Origin of the sequence: Streptomyces sp. NPDC050508, assembly GCF_040655155.1 — a bacterium.
Lineage (GTDB): Bacteria > Actinomycetota > Actinomycetes > Streptomycetales > Streptomycetaceae > Streptomyces.
The window spans coordinates 874,463-897,047 of the sequence record NZ_JBFAJJ010000001.1; the positions used below are offsets into that span (position 1 = coordinate 874,463).

The window sequence follows — 22,585 nt, forward strand, 5'->3', positions numbered from 1 at the left end:
CCGATGGAAGACCGAGAGATGCAGATCCGTACCCCCGAAGAGGTCTACGCCAGTCATGGTGCGGCGTTGGTCGCCGAGGATCTGGACAAGCTTGTCGCCAACTTCGCGGAAGATGCGGTGGTCATCACTCCGAAGGGCGTTCTGTACGGCAAGGAGGGTGTCCGGGAGAGCTTCACCCGGCTGTTCGCCGATCTCCCGAAGGCCGACTGGGAGATGAAGACCACCCTCTTCGGCGGCGAGGTCCTCTTCCTGGAATGGGCTGCGGCATCGGCGAAGAGCAGCGCGACCCACGGCGTCGACACCTTTGTCATCCGGGACGGCCTCATCAGGGCCCAGACGGTGCGTTATGAGCTGGCGTCGAACGCCCTGTGACGTGACGGACCCATGCTTCAGGCCGTAGATGCAGGGGGCTCTGCTGGCCGGAGGTGACGCTGGCGTGCCCCGCACGCGAGGGTCCGGACGGCCTCCCGCTATTGCGGTGCGATGGCTTTGAGCCAGTCCTCGACGGCGACGACATCTGCCCACTGCGGGAACAGCTTCTCGGTGAGGAACCGGTGCACCTCGGGGTCGGTGTCGAGGCAGCCATCCGCCAGGACCGTGAGGCCGAAGTCCAGGTCGATGGCGCTCCACAGAGTGGACAGCACTACCGCGCTGGTGGCGATGCCGGTGAGAACCAGGCTGTCGATATCGCGAGCCCTGAGCACCAGGTCGAGGTCGCTGCCCGAGAACGCGCTCCCCCGCCTCTTGGTGACCACCACGTCGTCCTGCTGAGGCGCAACGGCGTCATGAATCGCGGTGCCAGGGGCGCCCTCGGTGAACAGGCCTGACCGCACGGCGTTTGTCATCACCCTGTTGCGCGGGCTGACTTCCGGATCGCCCGGCCGTAACCCGATCACCACGTAGATCACGGGGATGCCGGCGGCCCGGGCACCGTCGATCGCTCTGCGCAAGCGCGGCAGGTATCCGGAACCGTCGTCGGCGATGGCCACGATGTCCCGTTGGACGTCCATCACCAGAAGTGCGCTGTTCGCCACGCTTGCCGTCCCTTCTCTGTTGGGAAAGGGGAAACAAGAGCAAGTCTGGTGGCTCAACCGAACCGCGGTGGGGGATTCGGAGATCCTCATCAGCGTCGACATTTTCCTGCCCTGCGATCACCAAGCGCTGTCCAAACTCGGTGATACGAAGCCAATGCCGGTGAGGTGTTCATCGTGATGCGCCGCCACGAGCCACCGCTTTCGCGGACTCCGCGTCCGGTGTCACGGTCAAGCCGGTGGTCGTCTTCTGACCTGGTGACCAAGGCGGTTCAGGAAGCCCTCGGTGCCGGCGCAGGGTTCATCTTGTCCCGGCGGCCGCCCGCGCACGTCATGGCCGCCGGGGCAGCCCGGACGCCGCCTCCCGGACGTGGTCCAGTGCGGTGTCCAGCGCGTCCAGGTCCTGCGGGGTGAAGCCGTCGAACACTTTTCGCAGGTTGCGGGCGTGTACGACGGCCGCTCGGTCGAGCATGTCGCGCCCGGTGGCGGTGATGCCCGCGTAGGAGACGCGCCGGTCCGTGGGGCACGGGCGCCGCTCGACGTATCCCGCCACCTGCATGCGGTCCACCAGTCGAGTCACGCCGCTGGTGGTGAGGGCGATCTGGTCGGCCAGGGAGCTCATGGTCAGCTGTTCCCCCTCCGAGCGGGCCAGCCGGATGAGCACCTCGAACCAGACGTGTGGCAGCCCGGCCTCGGACTCCATGGCGGACCCGAGCCACTGCTCCAGCCGGCTGTACGCCTCGGCCAGGCGGCCGAACGTGGTGATCAGAGGGTCGTCAATGGGGGTCGCGGAAGGCATGTTGACAATCCTACCCGCTAAAAGGTTGCTGAGTCAGATATTGCGCCATCAGGCATCGATAGTTACTGTGTCAATATCTGACTAGTCAAGGAACTGGAGGCTGTCATGCATGTCGCGATCATCGGAGCGGGCAACGTGGGCTCCGCTCTCAGCAAGGCCGCAGTCGCCGCCGGACATACCGTGTCCGTGTCGGCGACCAGCCCGGAGAAGGCCGCCGCGGCAGCGGTCGAAACGGGAGCGCGTCCCGCGGCGAACAACGTGGACGCCGTGACCGGCGCCGACCTCGTGGTGCTGGCCGTACCCGGCAGTGCGGTGACCTCCGTCGCGGACGAACTGGCGCCGGCGGTAAGCGGGAAGGTCGTCGTGGACGCCACCAACCCACTGAACGCGACCTTTACCGACCTCGACATCGAGGAGACCACAGCCGCGCAGACCCTCCAGCGGCACCTGCCGAACACACCCGTGGTCAAGGCCTTCAACACCGTCTTCGCCGGACGCCTCGGCAACCCCGTCGAGCAGGGCATCCCGTTGCACCTCTTCTACGCAGGCGACGATGCCGACGCGAAGAAGAACGTCGCGGAGTTCGCGTACTCGCTCGGCTTCGAGCCGATCGACGCGGGTGGGCTGCGCATGGCCCGCGCCCTGGAGGAGATGGCCTTTCTGAACATCTCCCTCAACGCGACCCAGGGCTGGGCATGGCAGTCCGGGTGGGCACTCCTCGGCCCGACAGGCTGAGGGGAACCCATCATGTCCATCGACGACGACATGGCGAACTCCCCGTTCGGGGCGCCGGTCGCGGTGACCCGAGGCGACGCGGTGGCTCCGCTCGTCGTCCTGCTGCACGGCCGCGGCTCGTACGAGACCGAGATCATGGCGCTCGCCGACGCGCTGCCACCGGAGCTCTCGTACGCCGCCGTACGCGCACCCCTCGCAGAGGGGCCCGGGTTCGCCTGGTTCGCCAACCGCGGTATCGGCCGCCCGGTCCCGGAGTCCCTGCGGGCGGCCATGCACTGGTTCAACGCCTGGCTCGACAAGATCGCCCCACCCGGTCGCCCCGTTCTGCTCGTCGGCTTCAGCGGCGGCGCCGCGTTCGCGGGCGGCCTCGTGCTGGACAACCCCGAACGCTTCGCCGGAGCCGCGATCCTCTACGGCACCCTGCCCTTCGACGCAGGCGTGCCCACGGTGACCGCGCGACTGGCCGGGGTGCCGGTGTTCGTCGCCCAGGGCGAGCACGACCAGGTCATACCGCGGGAACTCCTCGACCGCACCTGGCAATACCTGACCGAGGAGTCCGGGGCCCCGACGGTCGCCCGGCGGGATCCCGTGGGGCACGCCATAGCCCCCGGTGCGCTGGCCGGCCTCGCCGGCTGGCTCGCGGAGCGGGCCGACCACATTGCCCGTCATGGATTTCCCGGCAGGAAGGCGGCGCGCTGGGCGACTCTCTCCGAGGATCTTCCCGACCGCGCCGGACCGCGTCCGCGCGTCAGCGTGACGATTCCCCAGCAGCAGCTGACCGACAACTCACCACCTGAGCTGCAGGAGAAGTTGTTCACCCGGCTGAGCGCGCTCGTCGGCGTCGACACCGGCCAGTCGGTGATCTCCGTGCCGGGTGCGCGAGGCTTCATGCTCACGCAGGCCTCCACTACCGGTCCTGAGCAGGCATTCCTCGTGCCAAGGGCCAGGGAGTTCGCTCACCTGCACCCCGGACAGGACGGCTCGCTCCACGTGGCGTTGCCGGTCGGTCTGGCCGCCGACGCCATCCGGCACGGCTGGGCTGTGGCCCATCCCCTCGCCGGCATCAGGCTTGCTCCGGGCATGGTCCTGCTCTACGGACCTCGTGACGAGCATGAACTCGACATCGTCACAGCGATCGTGATCACCAGTCATGCCTGGGCCGCCGGTCTGTTCACCCCGGGCGTCGCGTAGCCCGATCGGCGCGGCTTCCCGTGCGCAGCCACTTTTCGACCGGGCCCGTACGGCCTGGGTTTCCAAGCCACGGATTCATCAGCAGCGCTCGCTGAGCGCCTTCACGAGAATCGAGTACGCACCATGGAGCGTCGTTCCCTGCTCAGAGGTGGAGCCGCCGCCGCGTTCGGCGCACTCGCCATCACCGCCGTCACGAGCGGAGACAGTCTGGCCGAGGCGGCCCAGCAATACCCGGGCCTGCTCCCGGACCCGGCCACCACGCCGGTGCCGAACCCTCCCTACCCGCAGAACCTGACCCGCACCGAGCGCAGGCACCTGGAGACCTTCGACGAACTGGACTTCGAGATCTTCACTCACGCCGACTGGGCGCGCCTGGGCGAGAGTCACGCGAAGAACGTGCGCGTGCACTGGCCCGACGGGCACTACACCGACGGCATCGAACAGCACGTCAAGGACCTCGCGGCCCTCTTCGTGTGGGCTCCCGACACGCGGATCCTGTCCCACCCGCTCCGGGTGGCGAAAGGCGAACTGACCGCGGTCACCGGCGTGATGCAGGGCACCTTCACCCGCCCCATGTCGGACGGGAACGGCGGCTTCATCCAGCCGACCGGCAAGAAGTACGCCATCAACATGGCCACGGTCGGCATCTGGAACCGCCGGGGCACCATGGACGAGGAGTTCCTGTTCTGGGACAACCAAACCTTCTACGGGCAGATCGGCCTCGGCTGAGCCGGTGAGCGTGAGTCGGCGCGGGCAACCACGGCAAGGGAGCAGATCATGACCACGGCCAGCATCTGAGCGGGCAACGTCGGAGCTCGGCCGGCGCGCCGGTCGTCATCCGATGCAGCAGCCTTGTCACCGGGTCTTTCGTCCTGTTGGCTTGCGGCGGAGTGTCGAGTGGCAGCTCAAAGGCGAGGCGTACGAGTGACAGTTCGGGGCGGCGCGCGCGTGGATGCGCAGTACGGTTTGCTGACGAGCATCGCCGGCGAGGCGGGAGTGTCGCTCAGCACCGTGTCGAAGGTCGTGCACCGGCGTGCCGATGTCGGAGCGGCGACGCGAGCCCGGGTCGAGGACCTGCTGGCACGCCACGGGTACGTCCGCCCGGGAGAACCCGATCCCGCGGCGTCGCGTCAGATCATCGCGGTGTTCCGTGACCTGTCGGGGCCGTACACGCTGGAAGTCGTCCGCGGGATCGTGGACGCGGCGGACGAACTGGGCCTGGACGTGGTGACCGGGACGACCGGTCACCGTTCGATCTCCCAGTGGCTTGAGGAGTGCGTGGCTCTCGACGCGGCGGGCCTGATCATCGTGATCTCCATGCTGGCCGAGGAAGACCAGCGCCGGATCGTCGAGCGGCGGCTTCCCGTGGTGCTGATCGACCCACTGAGCGCACCGACCCACGACATTCCGAGCATCGGGGTGACGAACTGGAGCGGGGCCAGGGAAGCGGTGCAACACCTGCTGGGCCTCGGGCACACCCGGATCGGCATGGTCGCGGGCCGTTCGCACTCGCTGGCCGGGGCGGCGCGGCTGCATGGCTACCGGGCCGCCCTGGAGGAGGCGGCGATCGCGTACGACCCGGCGATCGTGCGCTCGACCGACTTCGACTTCGAAGAAGGGCTGCTCGCCAGCCTGCAGATCCTGCGCTCAGGCAATCCACCCACCGCCGTCTTCGCGGCAAGCGACGCGCAGGCGCTCGGCGTCCTGGAAGCGGCCCGTCAGCACGGGCTCAGCGTTCCCGAGGACCTCGCGGTCATGTCCTTCGACGACACCCTCGTGGCGGCCATGGCCTGTCCGCCGCTGAGCGCGGTGCGCCAGCCGTTCGAGGAACTGGGCGCCGAGGCCACCAGGGTGCTCGTGCAACTCGCGGAGGGCCGCCCGCCCGCGTCGTCCCGGATCGAGCTGGCGACGGAACTCGTGCTGCGCACCTCGACGTCGGTGCGCAGTCGAGTCGACACACAGTGAGTGACCGCAGGGCGCACGCGTTGCACCGGTGCGGTTGCCCCGAGGGCGGGCGTCCCACGTCTGCCCGCCCCTGAGACCTCAGGCGAGCGGGACGGTCACCGTGGTGGGGACGTTCGGCAGCAGGTGTACGGTCTGCCGCCGGTCCGAGCCGGCACGGCACACGAGGACGATGTCCCGCTCAAGTGGCGAGGTGAGAACCACCTTCGCGAGGCCCTCGGACACATCCCACGTCAGCTCGTCGACGCCGACCCCGGCGCGCGTGGCGAGACCGCGCAGGCTGCCGGACCGCCACTCCGGGGGCCGGGCCGGCAGGAGCTCCACGATCCCGGGCCGGGAGTCGAGCAGCATCTCCACGACCACGGCCGGCAGACAGTGGGCGGCGTCCGCGTTGTAGATCTCCAGGTCGGGGTTGTGCGAGGTCATCAGCGACCGGAAGACCATGTTGTGGCCCACGATCTTGAGGACGTTCTCCTTCGCCGTCCCGCTGTCCTTCAGGCGTGCGGCGACCAGGGCGCGGTGCAGGCTGCCGTGCGCGGAGAGGTTCTCGTCACCCCGTCGCAGCAGGGCTTCGCGGGCGGCGGCGGCCAGGTCGGGGGTGTCGTCCGGGGTGATGTCGTGCAGCGGCCACACCGGGTAGAGGTGGCTGATGTGCCGGTGGTCGTCGGCGGTCTCCAGTCCCGGCCACGCCCACTCGGCGAGCGCTCCCTGCCCGTCGACGCGGTAGGGCGGCAGCCGCCCCGCCAGCGCGCGCCAGCGGCCGACCGCGGCCTGCTCGATGCCGAGGCGGGTGCAGACGTCGGCGGCGGTGGTGAGGGCGTGCCGGGCCGCGGCCAGGTCCATGGTGGCGTTCACCCCGGACATGCCACGCCCGTCGCGAGGGCCGACCTCGGGGGAGTAGGAGGGGACCAGGACGACGTGTCCTTCGTCGTCCTCGCGGGTGAGGAAGTCCTCGAAGAAGGTGGCGGCCTCGACGAGCCAGGGGGCGAGGGTGCGGGCGAGGAAGCCGTCGTCGCCGGTCGCCTGCCAGTACTCGTACAGCGGGAACAGCAGCCAGTCCGCGCCCGCCAGCCACATGGTCCAGGGCCAGTCGTCGTCCAGGTGGAAGAGCAGCCCGTGTTCGCCGTCCGTCCGGCTGGGAGCCAGGATCCCGCGGGTGCCGTAGATCGTGCGGGCGTTGGTGCGCCAGTCGTCGATCTGACCGTCGATCAAGTCGGCGTACGGCGCGATGAGTTCGGGCATGCCGGTGAGGACCGCCCCGGCCATCTGGAGGTTGATGTTGGCGTCGGTGGTGTAGTCGCCGGACCAGGCGGCACCCCATTCGCCCAGCCACAGGCCGGTCAGCCGGGGCGGCAGTACCCCGCTGGAGCTGAGCAGCAGGTAGCGGCCGGAGTGGAACAGCGCCTCGATCAGCGCGCCGTCCAGCGTCTTGGTGTCGGCACGGGCGATCAACTCGCCCACGGGGAGGCCGCGGTCGCTGTCGGGCACACCCAGGTCGAGTTCGGCGCGGCCGTAGAGTTCGCCGTGGACGGGCGCATGCCGGGAGAGCAACTCGTCGTATTCGGCGGGCAGTTCAGCCAGGGCCGCGCGGAGCGCGTCGATGCGGGGGAGGGGCGTCGACCGGTCCATCCGGGTCAGCAGAACGACGCGCGTCGCTCCTTCGACATTGACCGTGTCTCCTTCCGCCGCGACTCGGCCGCCCGTGACGACGACCCGGGTCACGCCGGTGAATCCGGCCGCGCCGGGACCGGGCGGATACTCGCCCACGACGGCGAGTGACGCCTCGCTGTCCCCGCTGACCTCGGCGGACGTCGTGAAAGTGACCTCGGCGGGGCGGCCCGACAGGTCTCCGGACAGTCGTAGGGCCAGGTCGAGCCGCGGACCGGTGATCTCGACGACCGCGACGGCGTCGGTGCGCGACACGAACGCACGCCGGACCCACTCCCGTTCCCCGTCGGACCAGGTGACCCGCACCTCGCCCGTGGCGAAGTCGGTGACCCGGCGGTAGTGCTCGACAGGGCCGTCCCCGGCGGTCGTGTCCACATGGAGCATGTGCCCCGGGTGGAAGGACTGTGTCCAGGTCATCCCCCTGCCGTCGGAGAACTCGCGCTGTGCTCGCTCCCGTTCCCCGGCGAGGGCCAGGTCGCGAACCAGTTCAAGACGGTCGGCGACGGCCGGCGGCCGCATCCCGAGGGACTCGTTGGGCAGCACGTAACGGTGGTGGTTGTGGACGATCCGCTCCCGGTGAGGATGCCCGAACACCATGATTCCGTACTCGCCGTTGCCGGAGAGGAAAGCGTCCTCCCAGCGGTCGGCGGGTTGCGTGTCGTGGATGCTGTGCACCGGCATTCCCGGCCTCCCGGAAGTAACGTGCCTGCGCGGCTCGAACAGGCTGCGGGGGAGCCTACAAGAGGCGGCCGATCGGGTCGCGAAAGACTTTCGCAGCCCTTGAGTTCCCACGTTTCCGCAGGTGTACGCGGCTTTCGGCACTCTTTCCCGGCCTGCCGTGATCGAACCGGCGTGTACGTTCACTCAGCGTGCGATCAGAACAGGCCAACGGACGGGGTACGGGAGGTCCACACCGCAGTGACGGGCCCAACCAGCTCCCGCCGGAACGCCCAGTACGGGCTTCTCGCCTCGATAGCCGACGAGGTCGGCGTCTCGCCGGCGACCGTGTCCAAGGTCGTCCACAGGCGGCGTGACGTGTCCGCGGCGACACGCGCCCGCATCGAGGCGCTGCTGGCCGAACGTGGGTTTGTCCGTACGTGGGAGGCCGAAGCCCGTCGGCGACGGCAGATCCTCGCGGTGTTCCGGGACCTGGCGGGACCGTACACCCTCGAAGTTGTCCGCGGCATCGTGGAGTCGGCGGCCGAAATCGGGGTCCACACGACCGTCGGCACGACGAGCCGGCGCTCCATCGCACAGTGGTTGGAGGAGTCTCAGAAGCTGGACGCCCTCGGGGTCGTGATCGTCATCTCCACTCTCGTCGAGCGGGACGAGCGCCGGATCCTGGAGCAGCGGATTCCGGTAGTGCTCGTCGATCCCCTGAACGCGCCGTCCGCGGACATCCCCAGTGTCGGGGTGGCGAACTGGCACGGCGCGACGACCGCTGTCCAGCACCTGATCGACCTCGGGCACCGCCGCATCGGCATGCTGGCCGGCCGGTCGCACTCCCTGGCCGGGTCCGCGCGCCTGCACGGCTACCGGGCCGCCCTGGCGGAGGCAGGGATCCCTTACGACGCCACGCTCGTGCGCTCGACGGACTTCGACTACGGCGAGGCACTGCGCGCCGCCCGCAGTGTGCTGGAGCGGGACGAGAGACCGACGGCTCTGTTCGCCGCCAGTGACGTCCAGGCGCTCGGCGCGATGGAGGCCGCCCGGCAACTGGGTATCGCTGTACCGCGCCGGCTGTCGGTGATGTCGTTCGACGACACCCTCGTGGCCGCCATGGCCTCGCCGCCGCTGAGTGCGGTGAGGCAGCCGTTCAGGGAGCTGGGCCAGGAGGCCACGCGTGTCCTGCTGAACCTCGCCGAGGGCCGGCTTCCCGCGACGACGCGCAGGGAGCTCGCGACGGAACTGATCGTGCGCATGTCCACGGCGCCGCCCGAAACCGGGAAATAGGGACGAACCCGAGCCGGTTTCGCAAGCCCTCGGACTGCGAAAGTCTTTCGGAAGTGATTTCGCTCCGATATTGCCGCGGCCGAATTCCGCCGCTTAACGTGACCGACGCCAGCTCAACCGCAGGAGCAACGGAACCGCAACACTTGCGCAACAGCGCCTGACGGTCATGGCCATCGACCCAGATCCCTCAGTGCGGGCAGGCCCGGGACGGCCTGCCGGGTGCAGTGCACCCGCGAAGGGGATCCTGCCGACTCGAAAGGTGTTCAACGATGAACAGTGTGTCCCGGAGATGGTTCCTCAGCGCTACGGCGGCGACCACGCTGAGCGTCACCGTGGCCGGCTGTGGTTCGTCCGGCAGCTCCACGTCCTCGCCCACGGGCAACGTCGACTTCTGGACGCTGCAGGACCCGACCAACTCGGTCCAGAAGACGGCGGTGGACACCTTCAACTCCGTCGGCAAGGGCAAGGTCAGCATGACCGTGATCGCCACCGACGGGTACAAGGACAAGCTGCGGACCGCGATGGGCTCGGCCAGGATGCCCGGGGTGTTCTTCAGCTGGGGCGGCGGCAGCCTGAACGACTACGTCACGGCCGGGAAGCTGGTCACGCTGGACACGGCCCTGGAGTCGCACTTCCTGCCGTCCGCCCTCGCCGCGGGCAAGGTCGGCGGCAAGCTGGTCGCCATCCCCTGCCGGGGCACCCAGCCGGTGTTCCTCTTCTACAACAAGAAGCTCTTCGCCGACGCGGGCGTTCAGCCGCCGACGACCTACGCCAAGCTGCAGAACCTGGTCAAGGTATTCAAGGGCAAGGGGATCACGCCCTTCGCGCTGGCCGGCAACGCCAGCTCCTCGTGGACCGAGCTGATGTGGGTCGAGTACCTCGTCGACCGCCTCGCGGGGCCGACGCTGTTCGACAAGATCCAGGGCGGCGACTGGTCGCAGTGGAAGGACCCCGCCGTCCTCAAGACCGCGCAGATGATCAAGGAGCTGGTGGACAGCGGCGCGTTCGGCAAGAAGTTCGGATCGGTCAACTACGGCCCCGGCGGCACCACCACCCTGCTCAACAAGGGCAAGGCGGCCATGGTGCTGATGGGCTCGTGGGAGTACGCCCAGCAACAGAGTGAGGCCCCCGACTTCGCGAAGAACGGCCTGGGATACGTGGCCTTCCCCTCCGTGGAGGGAGGCAAGGGCGATGCCGGCAACGTGGTCGGCAACCCCACGAACTACCTCTCGGTGACCACCTCCGCCGCCAAGGAGACCGCGACGGAGTTCCTGAAGACCACCTACAGCGACAGCTACGTGCAGGGACTGGTCGCCAAGGGCGAGGTGCCGATCACGTCAAACGCCGCGCAGTACCTCACCAAGGCAGCCGACCCGGCGTACGCCAAGTTCCAGTACGACCTGGTGCAGAAGGCACCCTCCTTCACCCAGTCCTGGGACCAGGCGCTCGGCCTCACCCTCGGCACGCCGCTGCTGACCGAGATCCAGAAGCTGTTCAACGGCCAGAGTTCGCCGGAGCAGTTCGTCAGCGCGGTTCTGGCGATCAAGAAGTAGGAAGGCGCGTCCACGTGGTCTCCGCAACGACTTCGCGGCCCGTGCACCAGCAACGGGTTCGTGACCGGGCCGCTCCGCCCACCCTGGAGCGGCCCGGCGTGGCCTGGGCGGTTCCCGGGCTGCTGTTCTTCCTCGTCTTCGCCGTCGCGCCGATGGTGGGCGTGCTCTACCTCTCCTTCACGCACTGGGACGGCCTGAACGCACCGCAGTTCACCGGCACGGAGAACTGGTCGCGGTTCTTCGGTGACAGCCAGGTCTGGCAGTCCACCCTGGTCACAGGGGCCCTGCTGATCGGGAACATCGTGGTACAGGCGCCGGTCAGCATCCTGCTGGGCGTCTGGGCGGCCGGTCCCCAGCGCAACCGGGCGATCCTGTCGGCGCTGTTCTTCCTGCCGCTGCTGCTGTCCACAGCGGCGACGGCCGTCATGTGGCGCCAGCTGCTGGACCCGAACTTCGGTCTGCCGTCCAAGGTCGAGTGGCTGTTCGGTGCCAATCCGATGGGCACCCAGCAGGGCGCGATCGCCTGCCTGGTCCTCGTGACCACCTGGCAGTTCGTCCCCTTCCACAGCCTGCTCTACCAGGGCGCCGCCCGGGCCATCCCGCACACGCTCTACCAGGCGGCGGCGATCGACGGCGCGGGTCGGGTCCGGCAGTTCGTCCACATCACGCTGCCACAGCTGCGCAACACGATGATCACTTCGACCATCTTCATGGTCGTCGGCGGTCTCACGGCCTTCGACATCGTCCTGCTGCTGACCAACGGCGGCCCCGGCACCGACACGGCGATCCTGCCGTTCTCCATGTACCAGACGGCCTTCCGGACATACGACTACGGCTACGCGAGCGCCATCGCCAGCTTCCTGCTGCTGCTCGCCACCGCCGCCTCCGTCATCCTCACGAAGCTCAGTGGATACGACAAAATGACGAGCACGATGGAGGGGCTGTGAGGACGCGCCCGAACTACCTCGCCGGCGCCGCCGCCCTCGTCTGGCTGCTGATCATCGGCGTTCCGCTGTACGCGCTGGTGAGCACGGCGGTACAGCCCCAGACGACGTACACCGACAAGGGTCCCGTCTCGATCCCCGACACCGTGACCCTGGACAACTTCCGCACGGTCCTGGACAGCGGCTTCCTGCAGTACATCTGGAACACCCTGGTCGTCGCCGTGGCCACGGTCGCCATCGTGCTGGCGCTCGCGGTCCCGATCAGCTACGCCGTGGTGCGCGGCCGGGGCTGGATGACCAAGGGTGTGTTCCGCCTGTTCCTTCTGGGCCTGGCGATTCCCTCGCAGGCGGTGATCATCCCGCTCTTCCTGATCATCAACGATCTCGGCTTCTACGACACCCTGTGGGGCATCATCCTGCCCACCGCCGCGTTCGCGCTGCCGGTGAGCGTGCTGGTCCTCAGCGGCGGGATGCGGGACATCTCCAACGAGCTGTACGAGGCCATGGCACTGGACGGCGCAAGTCCGGCGCGGACCCTGCTGACGCTGGTCGTCCCGATGTCGAAGTCGGCCATCGCGACCACGTGCGTCTTCACGGCCCTGCAGGCGTGGAACGGCTTCCTCTTCCCGCTGATCATGACCCAGTCGAACGACAACAAGCTGGTGACGCTGGGCCTGTACAACTTCGTCTCCGAGTACGGATCGAACGTGCCGGCCCTGCTGGCCGCGGTGCTGATGTCCGCGGTTCCCATCCTCGTCGTCTACCTCTTCGCCCGCCGCGCCCTCGTCGCGGGTCTGATGGGAGCCGGCGGCAAGTAACGGTGCCGCGTCCCGCCGGATTCCCCGAACCGGGACGCCACCCCGTTCGGGGCCCGGACGCCGAAAGGCGCCGACTTCCCCGTGCGACGCGGTCCGGCGTGTCTGCCTCCCCATGACCGCCGGACCGGCGTCCGGGCCCACTCCCTTACCGGTCGGCGGTGCCTCCTCGACGACCTCTTGGACCACTCGCGCGCTCTCGCGCACCCCCGCAACAGAACGGATGAGACCTTGACGATCAGCGACGAACGCCCGACGACCGGGCTGTGGAACGATCCCGCCCTGCCGGCGTCCGTTCGCGCGCGGGCCCTCCTCGACACCATGACCAGGGCCGAGAAGGTCGCACAGCTCGGCAGCACCTGGCCCGGCCACGACGAGTCCGGCGACGTGGCCCCGATGCAGGACACCTTCCGCGGCGCCGAGAGCTTCGAAGAAGCGATCGTCGACGGTCTCGGTCATCTGACCCGGGTGTTCGGTACGGCGCCGGTCGACCCGGAGGCGGGCCGCAAGCGCCTCGCGGAGTTCCAGGAGCGGGTGACGGCGGCGAACCGTTTCGGTATCCCGGCCATCGCCCACGAGGAGTGCCTCACCGGGTTGACCACCTGGCAGGCCACGGTCTACCCCACACCGCTCGCCTGGGCGGCCACCTTCAACCCCGCTCTCGTCCACCGTATGGCGGCGGCCATCGGCTCGGACATGGCGGCCGTCGGCATCCACCAGGGGCTGTCACCCGTCGTGGACGTCGTACGCGACTACCGCTGGGGCCGGGTGGAGGAGACCCTCGGCGAGGACCCCTACCTGGTTTCGGAACTCGGCCTGTCCTACGTGCAGGGGCTGCAGTCGGCCGGCGTCGTCGCCACGCTGAAGCACTTCGCCGGCTACTCCGCGTCGAGGGCCGCCCGCAACCACGCCCCCGCCGCCGTCGGTCCCCGCGAACTCGCCGACCTGATCCTCGTGCCGTTCGAGAAGGCCGTGGTGAAGGGCCGGGTCGGATCGGTCATGAACGCCTACAACGACATAGACGGCGTGCCCTGTGGCGCCAGCGAGGAACTCCTGACCCGGCTGCTGCGCGAGAGCTGGGGCTTCGAGGGCACGGTGGTGTCCGACTACTGGGCGATCGCGTTCCTCGCCTCCCTGCACCACGTGGCGGCCGACATCCCGGGCGCGGCACGCGCCGCGCTCCGGGCCGGGATCGACGTCGAACTGCCCCACACCACCGCGTACGGCGAGCCGCTCCTGGACGACGGCATATCGGCGGAGCTCGTCGACCGCGCCGTGCTGCGGGTCCTGACCCAGAAGGCGGAACTCGGCCTGCTCGATCCCGACTGGAAGCCCGGGCAGTACACCGCTCCCGCGGACTTCGACTCGGCCCGAAACCGCTCCGTCGCCCGCGAGTTGGCCGAGGAGTCCGTCGTCCTGCTCGACAACTCCTCGGACCTGCTGCCGCTCGCCGGGGCGCGCTCCGTCGCCGTCATCGGTCCCGCGGCCGACGACGTCCGGTGCCTGTTCGGCTGCTACTCGTTCCCCAACCACGTCCTGCCCCACCACCCCGACACCCCTCTGGGCGTCGAGGCGCCCACGGTGCTCGACGCCTTCCGGAGCGAGTTCCCCGACGCCGAGGTCCGCCACGAGGCCGGTTGCCAGGTCATCGGGGACGACCGCAGTGGTATCGCCGCCGCGGTGGCTGCCGCTGCCGCGGCCGACGTGACGGTCCTCGTAGTCGGTGACCGCTCCGGGATGTTTGGACAAGGTTCCTCCGGCGAGGGTTGCGACGTCAGCGTGCTGACACTCCCCGGAGTCCAGGACGAGCTGGTGGAGGCCGTCCTCGACGCCGCGAACCAAGTCGTCCTCGTCGTCCTCTCGGGCCGTCCGTACGCCATCGGCCGGCACGCCCGGCGGGCGGGCGCCACCGTCCAGGCGTTCTTCCCCGGCGAGGAAGGGGCGGCGGCGATCGCCGGTGTCCTCTCGGGCCGGATCAACCCCTCCGGTCGCCTTCCGGTCCAGATCCCGGGCGACGAGGCGGGCCAGCCGGGCACCTACCTGGCGCCTCCGCTCGCCCTCAAGAGCGACGGCGTGAGCAACATCGACCCCACACCCGCGTTCCCGTTCGGGCACGGTCTGTCGTACACGACCTTCGAGATCGAGAGCGCGTCCGTCGACGAAGCCGTGGTGTCCGTCGACGCGACGATCACGTTGCGGGCCAGGGTCGCCAACACCGGTGAACGCGCGGGCACTTGCGTCCCCCAGCTCTACCTCACCGACCCGGTCGCCTCGGTCACCCGTCCGGTCCGCCAGCTCATCGCGTTCACCCGCGTCGACCTCGCCGCCGGTGAGACCCGTGTCGTCGAGTTCGAGGTCCACACCGACATGGCCGGCTTCACCGGGACAGACCTTCGCCGACGCGTCGAACCCGGCGACCTCACGCTCACCGTCGCCCGGTCGGCGGGCGACCGCGGAATTCCCGTCCAGGTGACCCTGCAAGGAGACGAGCGCATTGTCGACAGCACCCGCACCATGACCACGCCCGTCAGGGTGCTCCCGGCCTGACCTCAGGTACTCCGCAGGCCAGGAGGCTCCCCGTGTCAGGTGCGGGGAGCCTCCTTTGCGTGCCATCTTCAGCTCCTGCCGTACTCGGTCGGCGCCCATGCCCGACTGAGTGGCCCGTTCCTCGTGCTGTCCTTCGCCGTGCCCGACGACAGCGGAGTGGTGTGGCTGGAGAACCTGTCAAGCCTTCATCTCCAGCCTCAAGGCAGGCGAGTTCCACCAGTAGCTTCATCATCACGAGAGCCCGACCGGCACGCAGGCTGGTCGGGCTCTCGTGATGTCGGGTCAGGAGTAGACAGCGGCCCTTTTCCGCCAGCGGGGGAGCAGGACGATTGATCGTGCTGTTCCAGAAGGATCTTCTCGGCCCGCACTTTCGCAGCCCTACGCGCAGAATGGCGTCTTGGGTGGCCGCCCGGGGGTCCTGCACGCTCCGGGGCGCAGCCCATGGTGGCGATTCTTGGAAAATGACCAGCGTTGCCCCTCGCCTCACCTGATCTGGTTATCAACGGCTGGGGATGACTCGCATGCGTGATGCTGACGGCGATCCGGTTTGCCTGGTCGGTCAGGTGCGGGGGTGCGTCCCGGCCCTGCTCAAGGCTGTTCGGTGCTCGTTCGGGGCAGTCTTACGCCTCCGCGGGGGTGGTCGGTCGTGTCGCGTATCGGTGGCGCATGGCGTCGCTGGCCGCAGGACCTGCGGTGAAGACGTAGTGGTCGCTGTCGTCGAGTCGGCGGCCGGTCTTGGCGTCGACGACGACGGGCTCGACTTCCTCGCCGCTGTGGGCGTCGATGAGGATCATGCTGCGCTCGGCCGGTGTGAGGCGGGAGTTGCCCCACGCGGCCAGGGCGACGACCACCGGTCGCAGGGAGCGCCCGAGTTCGGTGAGGACGTACTCGTGGCGTACGGGGTTGGTCTGGTAGGGCCGGCGCTCCAGCAGTCCGTCGGCGACGAGGGTCTTCAGCCGGGTGGTGAGCATGCTGGAGGAGATACCCAGACTCTCCTGGAACTGGTCGAAGCGCGTGTAGCCGTCGAAAGCGTCGTGGAGGATCAGCAGCGTCCACCACTCGCCCACGTGTTCCACCGTCGTGGACAGTGGGCACTCCCGGTCCTCCAGCCTGATCCGGCTTGCCACGGCGACCATCCCCTCAGTTACTGCTAAAGTCGAAGTTAGTAGCTTCTATTTTAGCAGTAATGACGGGGGTGGCGCCTTCCGCGTCCGCACCCGGGAACGGAGCACACCGTGACCACACCCCTCAGTGAATCCCTCGAAGGCCGACGTGCTCTGGTCACCGGCGGTACCAAGGGCACCGGAGCCGCCATCGCCCGACGTCTTGCCCAGGTCGGCGCAACCGTACTGGTCACCGCCCGCAGCCTCCCCGACGACGTCGAAGAGAAGACGTTCATCACCGCTGACCTGTCCACGGCCCAGGGCGCAGCCCACGTCGCCGCCGAGGTGGACGCCCGCGTGGGAGGCGTCGACATCCTGGTCAATACCCTCGGCGGGTCCGAGGCGCCGGCCGGAGGGTTCGCGGCGCTCGGCGAGGACGACTGGGCCAGGGAGCTGAACACCAACCTGCTGGCCGCCGTCCGCCTGGACCGCGCACTCCTGCCGCACATGATCGCCACGGGCAAGGGCGTGATCGTGCATGTCACCTCGATCCAGCGCCGCATGCCACTGTGGAACGGAACCCTGGCCTACGCAGCCGCCAAGGCCGCCCTGACCACCTACAGCAAGGGCCTGGCCAACGAGGTCGCCCCGCACGGCGTCCGTATCAACACCGTCTCGCCCGGTTTTGTGCAGACCTCGGCCGCCGACAAGCTTGTCGCCCGGATCGCCCACGACGCGGACATCACCCAGGAAGCGGCGCTGGGCCGGCTCATGGACTCCCTGGGCGGCATCCCGCTCGGCCGTCCCAACCGGCCCGAGGAAGTGGCCGAACTCGTCGCCTTCCTCGTCTCCGACCGCGCCTCGGCCATCGTCGGCGCCGAACACGTCATCGACGGCGGCACCACCCCCACCGTCTGAACCCGCCATCACCCAAGGAGCGTCATGCACGACAACCAGCCCCGAACCAGCACCCCGGACACCCTGCCCGAGGTGATCACCCGCTACCTGACAGCGCACCGCGCCCACGACACCGCCACCGCGATCACGGCGTTCACCCGCGAAGCCACCGTGATCGACGACGGCAACACCTACGAGGGCACCGAGGCGATCAGGGAGTGGCTCGACCGATCCAGCACCGAATTCACCTACACCATCCACCTCACCGGCGCCCAGCAGACCGACGCAACCCGCTACATCGCCACCCACCACCTTGAGGGCGACTTCCCCGGCGGGACCGTCGATCTGCGTTACCAGTTCACACTCCGCGACGGCCTCATCGAACGCCTCGTCATCGAACCCTGAGTCCCCGTCCACGCCACCCGTTGCAGCCTCATGCGAGAAGCCCCGCTCGCCCCGCGATCTGGGTGACTCACCTTCCTGCGTCGTCGCCGAGCGAGTGGCAGCCGTGCAAATAGAACAGGTCCGGGAAGCAGTCAAGGACCTCCTCGATCCGGTCCAGCTTCGCTTCGCGGTCCAGGTCGGGGGACGGCCTCCCGCCCGCTCAGGGTCCAGGCGGGCCAGGCCGATGTCGTCGAGCCGGTGGATCACATCCCGGACGGCGCCCTCGTCGGCCTGCGCCATCTGGGCAATCATCGGCACCCGGTTCCCGCCGGCCGAGGCCGGCGGCATCATCGCGCACCGGTAGCGCACCGCGTTGGTGCTGCCGCGCCGCACAATCTGCCGCAGCTCAGGAGATCACGCTGTGCCGTGCCTTCAGAAGGGCTGAGAAGGCGGCCCGTGCCAGGGGTGTGATGGTTCCCGAGGGGACTGCCTTCCGGCATCTGCGCGACTTCATGGGCGCCGTCTTGAGGAGTTGTTCGGCATGCAGGGGTCGCTCGGTCTGCCGGAAGCAGCCCTGGTGGGGGGAGCGGATCATGATCACCAAAACAAGGCCCAGCTGCTGTGCCTCGATCGGACCTGCCCGCGTGGACGTGCGCGCGATGCGCCCCGGCGCTGGTCAGGCGGAGCGTCCAGGCAGGTCAGGTGTATCGGCGCCATTTCCCGCTGCTTTACAGCGTGCAGGGCCGTCAGCCGCTTGGCTGAATTACAGGCCGCATACACGCCCGCCGCGCGGTAATTTGTCCATGTTTTCCTGGCTCTCGTCTCCAGTCCTACAGGCTGTAGGGTGCCGGTAACCCTACAAAGTGTAGGGGGGAGGGTGGGTCATGTCCGGCAGCGCGTACGCCACACTCGCCGGGACGAGACGGCTCGGACCGCCGACCGAGTCCGGCCGCTCGGAGTACCCCCTCGCGGTGGTGGCGGGAGTCTTCATCCTGGCCCAACTGGTCCTCGTACGGCCCGGGTTGGGCCTCGGCTGGGACGAGACCGTGTACGTCAGCCAGATCAGCGCGCACGCTCCCGCGGCCTTCTTCAGCGCACCCCGGTCCCGCGGCATCTCCCTCCTGGTCGCACCCGTCACCTCCTGGTCCTCGTCCACCACCCTGCTCCGCGTCTACCTCGCCGCCCTCTCCGGCCTCGCCCTCTTCCTCGCGCTCCGCACCTGGCGCGGCCTGTTCCCCACCCGCGTCCTGGCCCTGGCAGGCGCCCTGTTCGCCTCCCTCTGGGTGACCCTCCTCTACGGCCCGCAGGCCATGCCCAACTACTGGGTCGCCGTAGGTGCCCTGGCCGCGGCGGGCTGCTTCCTGCGCGCCCGGGCCGACCGTTCCGACCGGGTCGCACTGTGGGGCCTGGCGGCGAGCGCGTCCCTGATGGCGTGGATGCGGCCGACCGACGCGGTCTGGGCGACACTGCCGATGCTGGCCCTCATCGTGGCCGGCCGCCACTGGCGCCTGCTCGTCCCCCTCCTCGCCGGGCTCGCGTCCGGCGCCGCGGAATGGGTGATCGAGGCGTACGTGAGTTACGGCGGCCTGACGCAGCGGCTGCACGCCGCCTCGGCCATCGAGGGCGGACTGGGCTGGCACATCGCGATCGTCGACCAACTCCGCAGCCAGGGCGGACGTACGCTGTGCCGCCCGTGCACGGGGGCGATGCCCAACCCGGCGGTCGACGTCTGGTGGCTCGTGCTGCCCGTGCTCGCCGTCGTCGGACTGGTCGCCGCCGTCCGCGCACGGCGCACGGCGGCCACCCTCGTCCCGCTCGCCTGCGCCGCTACGGCCGCCTTCCCGTACCTGTTCATGATCGGATACGCGGCACCGCGCTTCCTGCTGCCCGCCTACGCACTCGTGGCGATTCCGGTCGCCGGCGGACTGGTCCACCTCGTCACCAAACCGAGCGGAGCCTGGCGGCGGGTCGCGGTGACCGTGCTCGCGGTGGGGCTCGCCGGACATCTGGCGGTCCAACTCACCGTCCTGGAACGCACGGTGAGCCGTACGAACGCCCAGCACCGCGACTGGTCCCGCACCGCCGCCGAACTCCACCGCCTCGGTGTCCGCAAGCCCTGCCTGCTCACCGGGCAGGACGCCATCCCGGTCGCCTTCTACACGGGCTGCGCCTCCGCCGCGACCCAGGGCCACAACGCCAACAGCACCCAGGCCGTCATCGCCCGGACCGCCCGCCACATGCCCGTCGCCGACGTCACACCGACCGGCAGCCGCCCACCCACCTACGCCCGCGACTGGCCCGTCCACCGCTACGGCACGCTGGACCTCCGCGTCGCCCCGAGCGGGGAGAGGGGCGGAGGCGCATGACAGCACCGCCCACCATCACCCCGACGACAACCACCACCCGCCGCCGACGTACCTACTGGCAGACCGCGTTGACGCTCGGTGTCCTGGTGGTCGTGGTCTTTCTGGTGCGGCGGCACTGGCCCGTTCTCGCGAGCGGGGCCGGGCAGTTGGCCGTCGCCGATCAGGGGTGGTTGCTGGTGGCCGGGACGGCCGCGCTCGGGACGTGGGTGTCCTCGGCGCTCGCCCAACAGGGCGCGGTGCCCCAACGGCTGCCCGGCGGACGGCTGGTGGCCGCGCAGCTCGCCGCGTCCGCCGCCAACCATGTACTGCCCGCCGGGCTCGGCGCCGGTGCCGTCAACCTGCGCTTCCTGATGCGCTGTGGGCTGCCGGTCGGCCGCTCGGCCAGCGCCCTCGCCGTGAAGGCCACCGCCGGTGTGGCCGTTCGGGTCGTGCTCATCGGCGTCCTCGCCGCGGTCTGCCCGGGTGTACTGCGCGTCCCGGACATCTCCCTGGGTGTGGTGGGTGTCGTCCTCGCGGTCGCCGTGCTCGTCGCCGTGTTGCTCAACTGCCCTTTGTGGCCCCGGTGTCGGCGGGCTCTCGGCGCGGTGCTGACCGACATCCGGGCCGTGCACGCCCGGCCGCAGCGGGCGGCTGCCCTGTGGGGTGGCTCGCTGGCCTTCGCTGCGCTGAACTGCCTGGTGCTGATCTGTGTCACCCAGGCCGTGGAACTGCCGCTGTCCCCGGCCCGGGTGGCGTTGCTGTACCTCGCCGCCAGCAGCGCCGCCGCCCTGTTGCCCACGCCCGGCGGTATCGGCTCCCTCGACGCCGCCCTGGTCTTCGCCCTCACCGCCTCGGGAACCACGGCGTCGGCCGCCGCTTCCGTCGTTCTCGGCTACCGACTGCTGACCGTGTGGCTGCCGCTGATCCCCGGCCTGTTGGTGCTCGGGGTACTGGTCCGGCGCAAGGCACTCTGACCCCAACTGTGTTTCCCGTCCGGCCGGTTCAGGTAGTAGTCCGATATCGGTCCGCGGACGAGGGGGAGTGGCATGGAACGGAACGAGACCGGTGGTGGCCGGTTGGCGGACGAGTTCTTCACTCCCGGGACCTCGTCCTTCAACGAGTTCCTGGCAGCGCACCGGCCCGCACTGCTGCCCACCCGCCGTCCCTTCCCGGAGGGCGTCCGCGCCGCCGACGAGCAATTCCCGCACGGCACCACGGTGTTGGCCCTCTCCTACCGCGACGGCGTGCTGATCGCCGGCGACCGCAGGGCCACGATGGGCAACGTCATCGCGCAACGGGACCTGGAGAAGGTGCATCCCGCGGACGACTACACCGCGGTCGCCTTCGCCGGTACGGTCGGGCTCGCCGTCGACATGGTGAAGCTGTACCAGGTCGAGCTGACGCACTTCGAGAAGATCGAGGGCGTCCCGATGACCCTCAACGCGAAGGCCACCCGCCTCGCCGGCCTGATCCGCCAGAACCTAGGCCAGGCCATGCAGGGACTGGCTGTCGTACCACTGCTCGTCGGCTACGACCCCGCAGCCCCCGAGGGCGCCAAGGGCCGTATCTTCACCTTCGACGTCGTCGGCGGCACCTACGAGAAGCAGGACTTCCACGCCGAGGGCTCCGGCTCCCCGTACGCCAGAGGTTCCCTCAAGAAGCTGTTCCAGAAGGGCATGTCCCGGCGCGACGCGGCCCTTGCGGCACTTCAGGCCCTGTACGACGCGGCCGACGACGACTCGGCCACCGGCGGCCCCGACATCAACCGCCGTATCTTCCCCATCGTTTCGGTCATCACCGAGGACGGCTTCGAGCGGCTGCCCGAGCCGGAGACCGAGGCCCTGACCCGCGAGATGGTCGAACAACGCCACAACCACCCGGACGGACCGACCGTCGCGCCCTGAGCGACCAGGGTGGCTGTGGCATCAGGTCAGACGGCGGGAGCGGGAGTGGGGTTGCCGTAGTAGGCGTCGAGCCCGTGTTTACGGGTGTAGTGGCGGGCCAGCAGGTGCGGGGGCGGTGGGGCCGTGGGGGACAGTGCCAGGGTGTTGATGGCCATTTCCGCTACGGCCTCGCAGATGATCGCGTGTTCCAGGGACTTGCGGGCGGTGGCACCCCAGGTGAAGGGACCGTGGTTGGCGACGAGGGCGGCCGGGACCTCGGCCGCCCGCTGGTCGTCGCTCTCCAGCAGGTCGACGATCACGCGGCCGGTGTTGTACTCGTAGTCCTTCGCGCACTGGTCGGCCGTGAGGTCGGGGGTGCAGGGGACGGGCCCGTTGAAGGTGTCGGCGTGGGTGGTGCCCAGCACCGGTATGTCGCGGCGGGCCTGCGCGAAGGCCACCGCGTGGGTGGAGTGGGTGTGGGTGACGCCGCCGATGGACGGGAACGCCAGGTAGAGGCAGCGGTGGGTCTCGGTGTCGGTGGAGGGGCGCAGGTCGCCGTCGACGACCTTGCCGTCGGACAGCCGGACGGTCACCAGGTGGTCGAGGGCGAGGTCGGCGTAGGGGATCCCTGAGGGCTTGATGACGAAGAGCCCCGCCTCGCGGTCGACACCGCTCACATTGCCCCAGGTCAGCGTGGCCAGGCCGACCTGGGGGATGGTCAGGTTGGCGTCCAGTACCTCGTGCCGCAGGCCGTCACGGACTCGCGCGGTCATCG

The 22,585-nt window shown here is 69.3% G+C and carries 20 protein-coding genes and 1 pseudogene; 15 read left to right on the top strand and 6 right to left on the bottom strand.

What is annotated here, in order from left to right:
• Positions 1–3: 3 nt before the first annotated feature.
• Entirely contained in the window at positions 4–372 is a 369-nt protein-coding gene (locus AB0I69_RS03970) for a nuclear transport factor 2 family protein (RefSeq protein ID WP_363093923.1), read from the top strand.
• A gap of 98 nt (positions 373–470) precedes the next feature.
• On the opposite strand, the gene AB0I69_RS03975 is transcribed toward AB0I69_RS03970, so the two are convergent.
• Positions 471–1,034 (bottom strand): cysteine hydrolase, encoded by a 564-nt coding sequence (locus AB0I69_RS03975; protein ID WP_363093924.1) that lies wholly within the window; start codon positions 1,032–1,034, stop codon positions 471–473.
• A 328-nt stretch (positions 1,035–1,362) separates the two neighbouring features.
• On the bottom strand, positions 1,363–1,830 hold the full coding sequence (locus tag AB0I69_RS03980) for a MarR family transcriptional regulator (protein WP_363093925.1): 468 nt from the start codon (positions 1,828–1,830) through the stop codon (positions 1,363–1,365).
• A 105-nt stretch (positions 1,831–1,935) separates the two neighbouring features.
• Between AB0I69_RS03980 and AB0I69_RS03985 the strand changes: the two genes are divergently transcribed.
• The 4 genes from AB0I69_RS03985 (at position 1,936) to AB0I69_RS04000 (ending at position 5,721) form a co-directional block, all read left to right on the top strand.
• Positions 1,936–2,565 (top strand): NADPH-dependent F420 reductase, encoded by a 630-nt coding sequence (locus tag AB0I69_RS03985; RefSeq protein ID WP_363093926.1) that lies wholly within the window; start codon positions 1,936–1,938, stop codon positions 2,563–2,565.
• A gap of 12 nt (positions 2,566–2,577) precedes the next feature.
• Positions 2,578–3,756 carry a hypothetical protein gene (locus AB0I69_RS03990; protein WP_363093927.1) on the top strand — a complete coding sequence of 393 codons (1,179 nt, stop codon included), beginning with the start codon at positions 2,578–2,580 and terminating at the stop codon, positions 3,754–3,756.
• Positions 3,757–3,879: 123 nt separating this feature from the next.
• Positions 3,880–4,485: an ester cyclase gene (locus AB0I69_RS03995; RefSeq protein ID WP_363093928.1), complete on the top strand. Its 606-nt coding sequence runs from the start codon at positions 3,880–3,882 to the stop codon at positions 4,483–4,485.
• A gap of 219 nt (positions 4,486–4,704) precedes the next feature.
• Positions 4,705–5,721: a LacI family DNA-binding transcriptional regulator gene (locus tag AB0I69_RS04000; RefSeq protein WP_363093929.1), complete on the top strand. Its 1,017-nt coding sequence runs from the start codon at positions 4,705–4,707 to the stop codon at positions 5,719–5,721.
• Between the two features lie 78 nt (positions 5,722–5,799).
• Here AB0I69_RS04000 and AB0I69_RS04005 read toward each other — a convergent pair whose 3' ends face one another.
• The gene (locus AB0I69_RS04005) at positions 5,800–8,067 is read right to left on the bottom strand and encodes a glycoside hydrolase N-terminal domain-containing protein (RefSeq protein WP_363093930.1); all 2,268 of its coding nucleotides are present in this window, start codon (positions 8,065–8,067) and stop codon (positions 5,800–5,802) included.
• Positions 8,068–8,304: 237 nt separating this feature from the next.
• Here AB0I69_RS04005 and AB0I69_RS04010 point away from each other — a divergent pair, with 237 nt between their 5' ends.
• The 5 genes from AB0I69_RS04010 to AB0I69_RS04030 all read left to right on the top strand — a co-directional run bounded on the left by AB0I69_RS04010 (position 8,305) and on the right by AB0I69_RS04030 (position 15,198).
• On the top strand, positions 8,305–9,339 hold the full coding sequence (locus AB0I69_RS04010; RefSeq protein WP_363093931.1) for a LacI family DNA-binding transcriptional regulator: 1,035 nt from the start codon (positions 8,305–8,307) through the stop codon (positions 9,337–9,339).
• 269 nt (positions 9,340–9,608) lie between these two features.
• On the top strand, positions 9,609–10,892 hold the full coding sequence (locus tag AB0I69_RS04015) for an extracellular solute-binding protein (protein ID WP_363093932.1): 1,284 nt from the start codon (positions 9,609–9,611) through the stop codon (positions 10,890–10,892).
• Positions 10,893–10,975: 83 nt separating this feature from the next.
• Positions 10,976–11,839, top strand: a complete 864-nt coding sequence (locus AB0I69_RS04020) for a sugar ABC transporter permease (protein WP_363094165.1) — start codon at positions 10,976–10,978, stop codon at positions 11,837–11,839.
• Positions 11,836–12,654: a carbohydrate ABC transporter permease gene (locus AB0I69_RS04025; protein WP_363093933.1), complete on the top strand. Its 819-nt coding sequence runs from the start codon at positions 11,836–11,838 to the stop codon at positions 12,652–12,654. The genes AB0I69_RS04020 and AB0I69_RS04025 overlap by 4 nt, the downstream gene beginning before the upstream one ends.
• A 228-nt stretch (positions 12,655–12,882) precedes the next feature.
• On the top strand, positions 12,883–15,198 hold the full coding sequence (locus tag AB0I69_RS04030; protein WP_363093934.1) for a glycoside hydrolase family 3 N-terminal domain-containing protein: 2,316 nt from the start codon (positions 12,883–12,885) through the stop codon (positions 15,196–15,198).
• 620 nt (positions 15,199–15,818) lie between these two features.
• Here the strand turns inward: AB0I69_RS04030 and AB0I69_RS04035 are convergent.
• Positions 15,819–16,334, bottom strand: coding sequence for a helix-turn-helix domain-containing protein (locus tag AB0I69_RS04035; RefSeq protein WP_317882597.1), 516 nt, complete (start codon positions 16,332–16,334; stop codon positions 15,819–15,821).
• 99 nt (positions 16,335–16,433) lie between these two features.
• Here AB0I69_RS04035 and AB0I69_RS04040 point away from each other — a divergent pair, with 99 nt between their 5' ends.
• Positions 16,434–17,219: an SDR family oxidoreductase gene (locus tag AB0I69_RS04040; protein WP_363093935.1), complete on the top strand. Its 786-nt coding sequence runs from the start codon at positions 16,434–16,436 to the stop codon at positions 17,217–17,219.
• A 24-nt stretch (positions 17,220–17,243) separates the two neighbouring features.
• Positions 17,244–17,603 (top strand): nuclear transport factor 2 family protein, encoded by a 360-nt coding sequence (locus AB0I69_RS04045; RefSeq protein ID WP_363093936.1) that lies wholly within the window; start codon positions 17,244–17,246, stop codon positions 17,601–17,603.
• 180 nt (positions 17,604–17,783) lie between these two features.
• On the opposite strand, the pseudogene AB0I69_RS04050 reads toward AB0I69_RS04045, so the two are convergent.
• Positions 17,784–17,933, bottom strand: a pseudogene (locus AB0I69_RS04050) (helix-turn-helix domain-containing protein); the annotation flags it as partial.
• 533 nt (positions 17,934–18,466) lie between these two features.
• On the opposite strand from AB0I69_RS04050, the gene AB0I69_RS04055 reads away from it, so the two are divergent.
• From AB0I69_RS04055 to prcB, 3 genes are all read left to right on the top strand, one after another.
• Entirely contained in the window at positions 18,467–19,948 is a 1,482-nt protein-coding gene (locus tag AB0I69_RS04055; RefSeq protein ID WP_363093937.1) for a hypothetical protein, read from the top strand.
• Positions 19,945–20,901 (top strand): lysylphosphatidylglycerol synthase domain-containing protein, encoded by a 957-nt coding sequence (locus tag AB0I69_RS04060; RefSeq protein WP_363093938.1) that lies wholly within the window; start codon positions 19,945–19,947, stop codon positions 20,899–20,901. Before AB0I69_RS04055 ends, AB0I69_RS04060 begins: the two co-directional genes overlap by 4 nt.
• Positions 20,902–20,973: 72 nt before the next feature.
• Positions 20,974–21,831: a proteasome subunit beta gene (prcB, locus tag AB0I69_RS04065; RefSeq protein ID WP_363093940.1), complete on the top strand. Its 858-nt coding sequence runs from the start codon at positions 20,974–20,976 to the stop codon at positions 21,829–21,831.
• Between the two features lie 26 nt (positions 21,832–21,857).
• Here prcB and araD read toward each other — a convergent pair whose 3' ends face one another.
• Entirely contained in the window at positions 21,858–22,583 is a 726-nt protein-coding gene (araD, locus tag AB0I69_RS04070; protein WP_363093941.1) for an L-ribulose-5-phosphate 4-epimerase AraD, read from the bottom strand.
• Between the last annotated feature and the right edge of the window lie 2 nt (positions 22,584–22,585).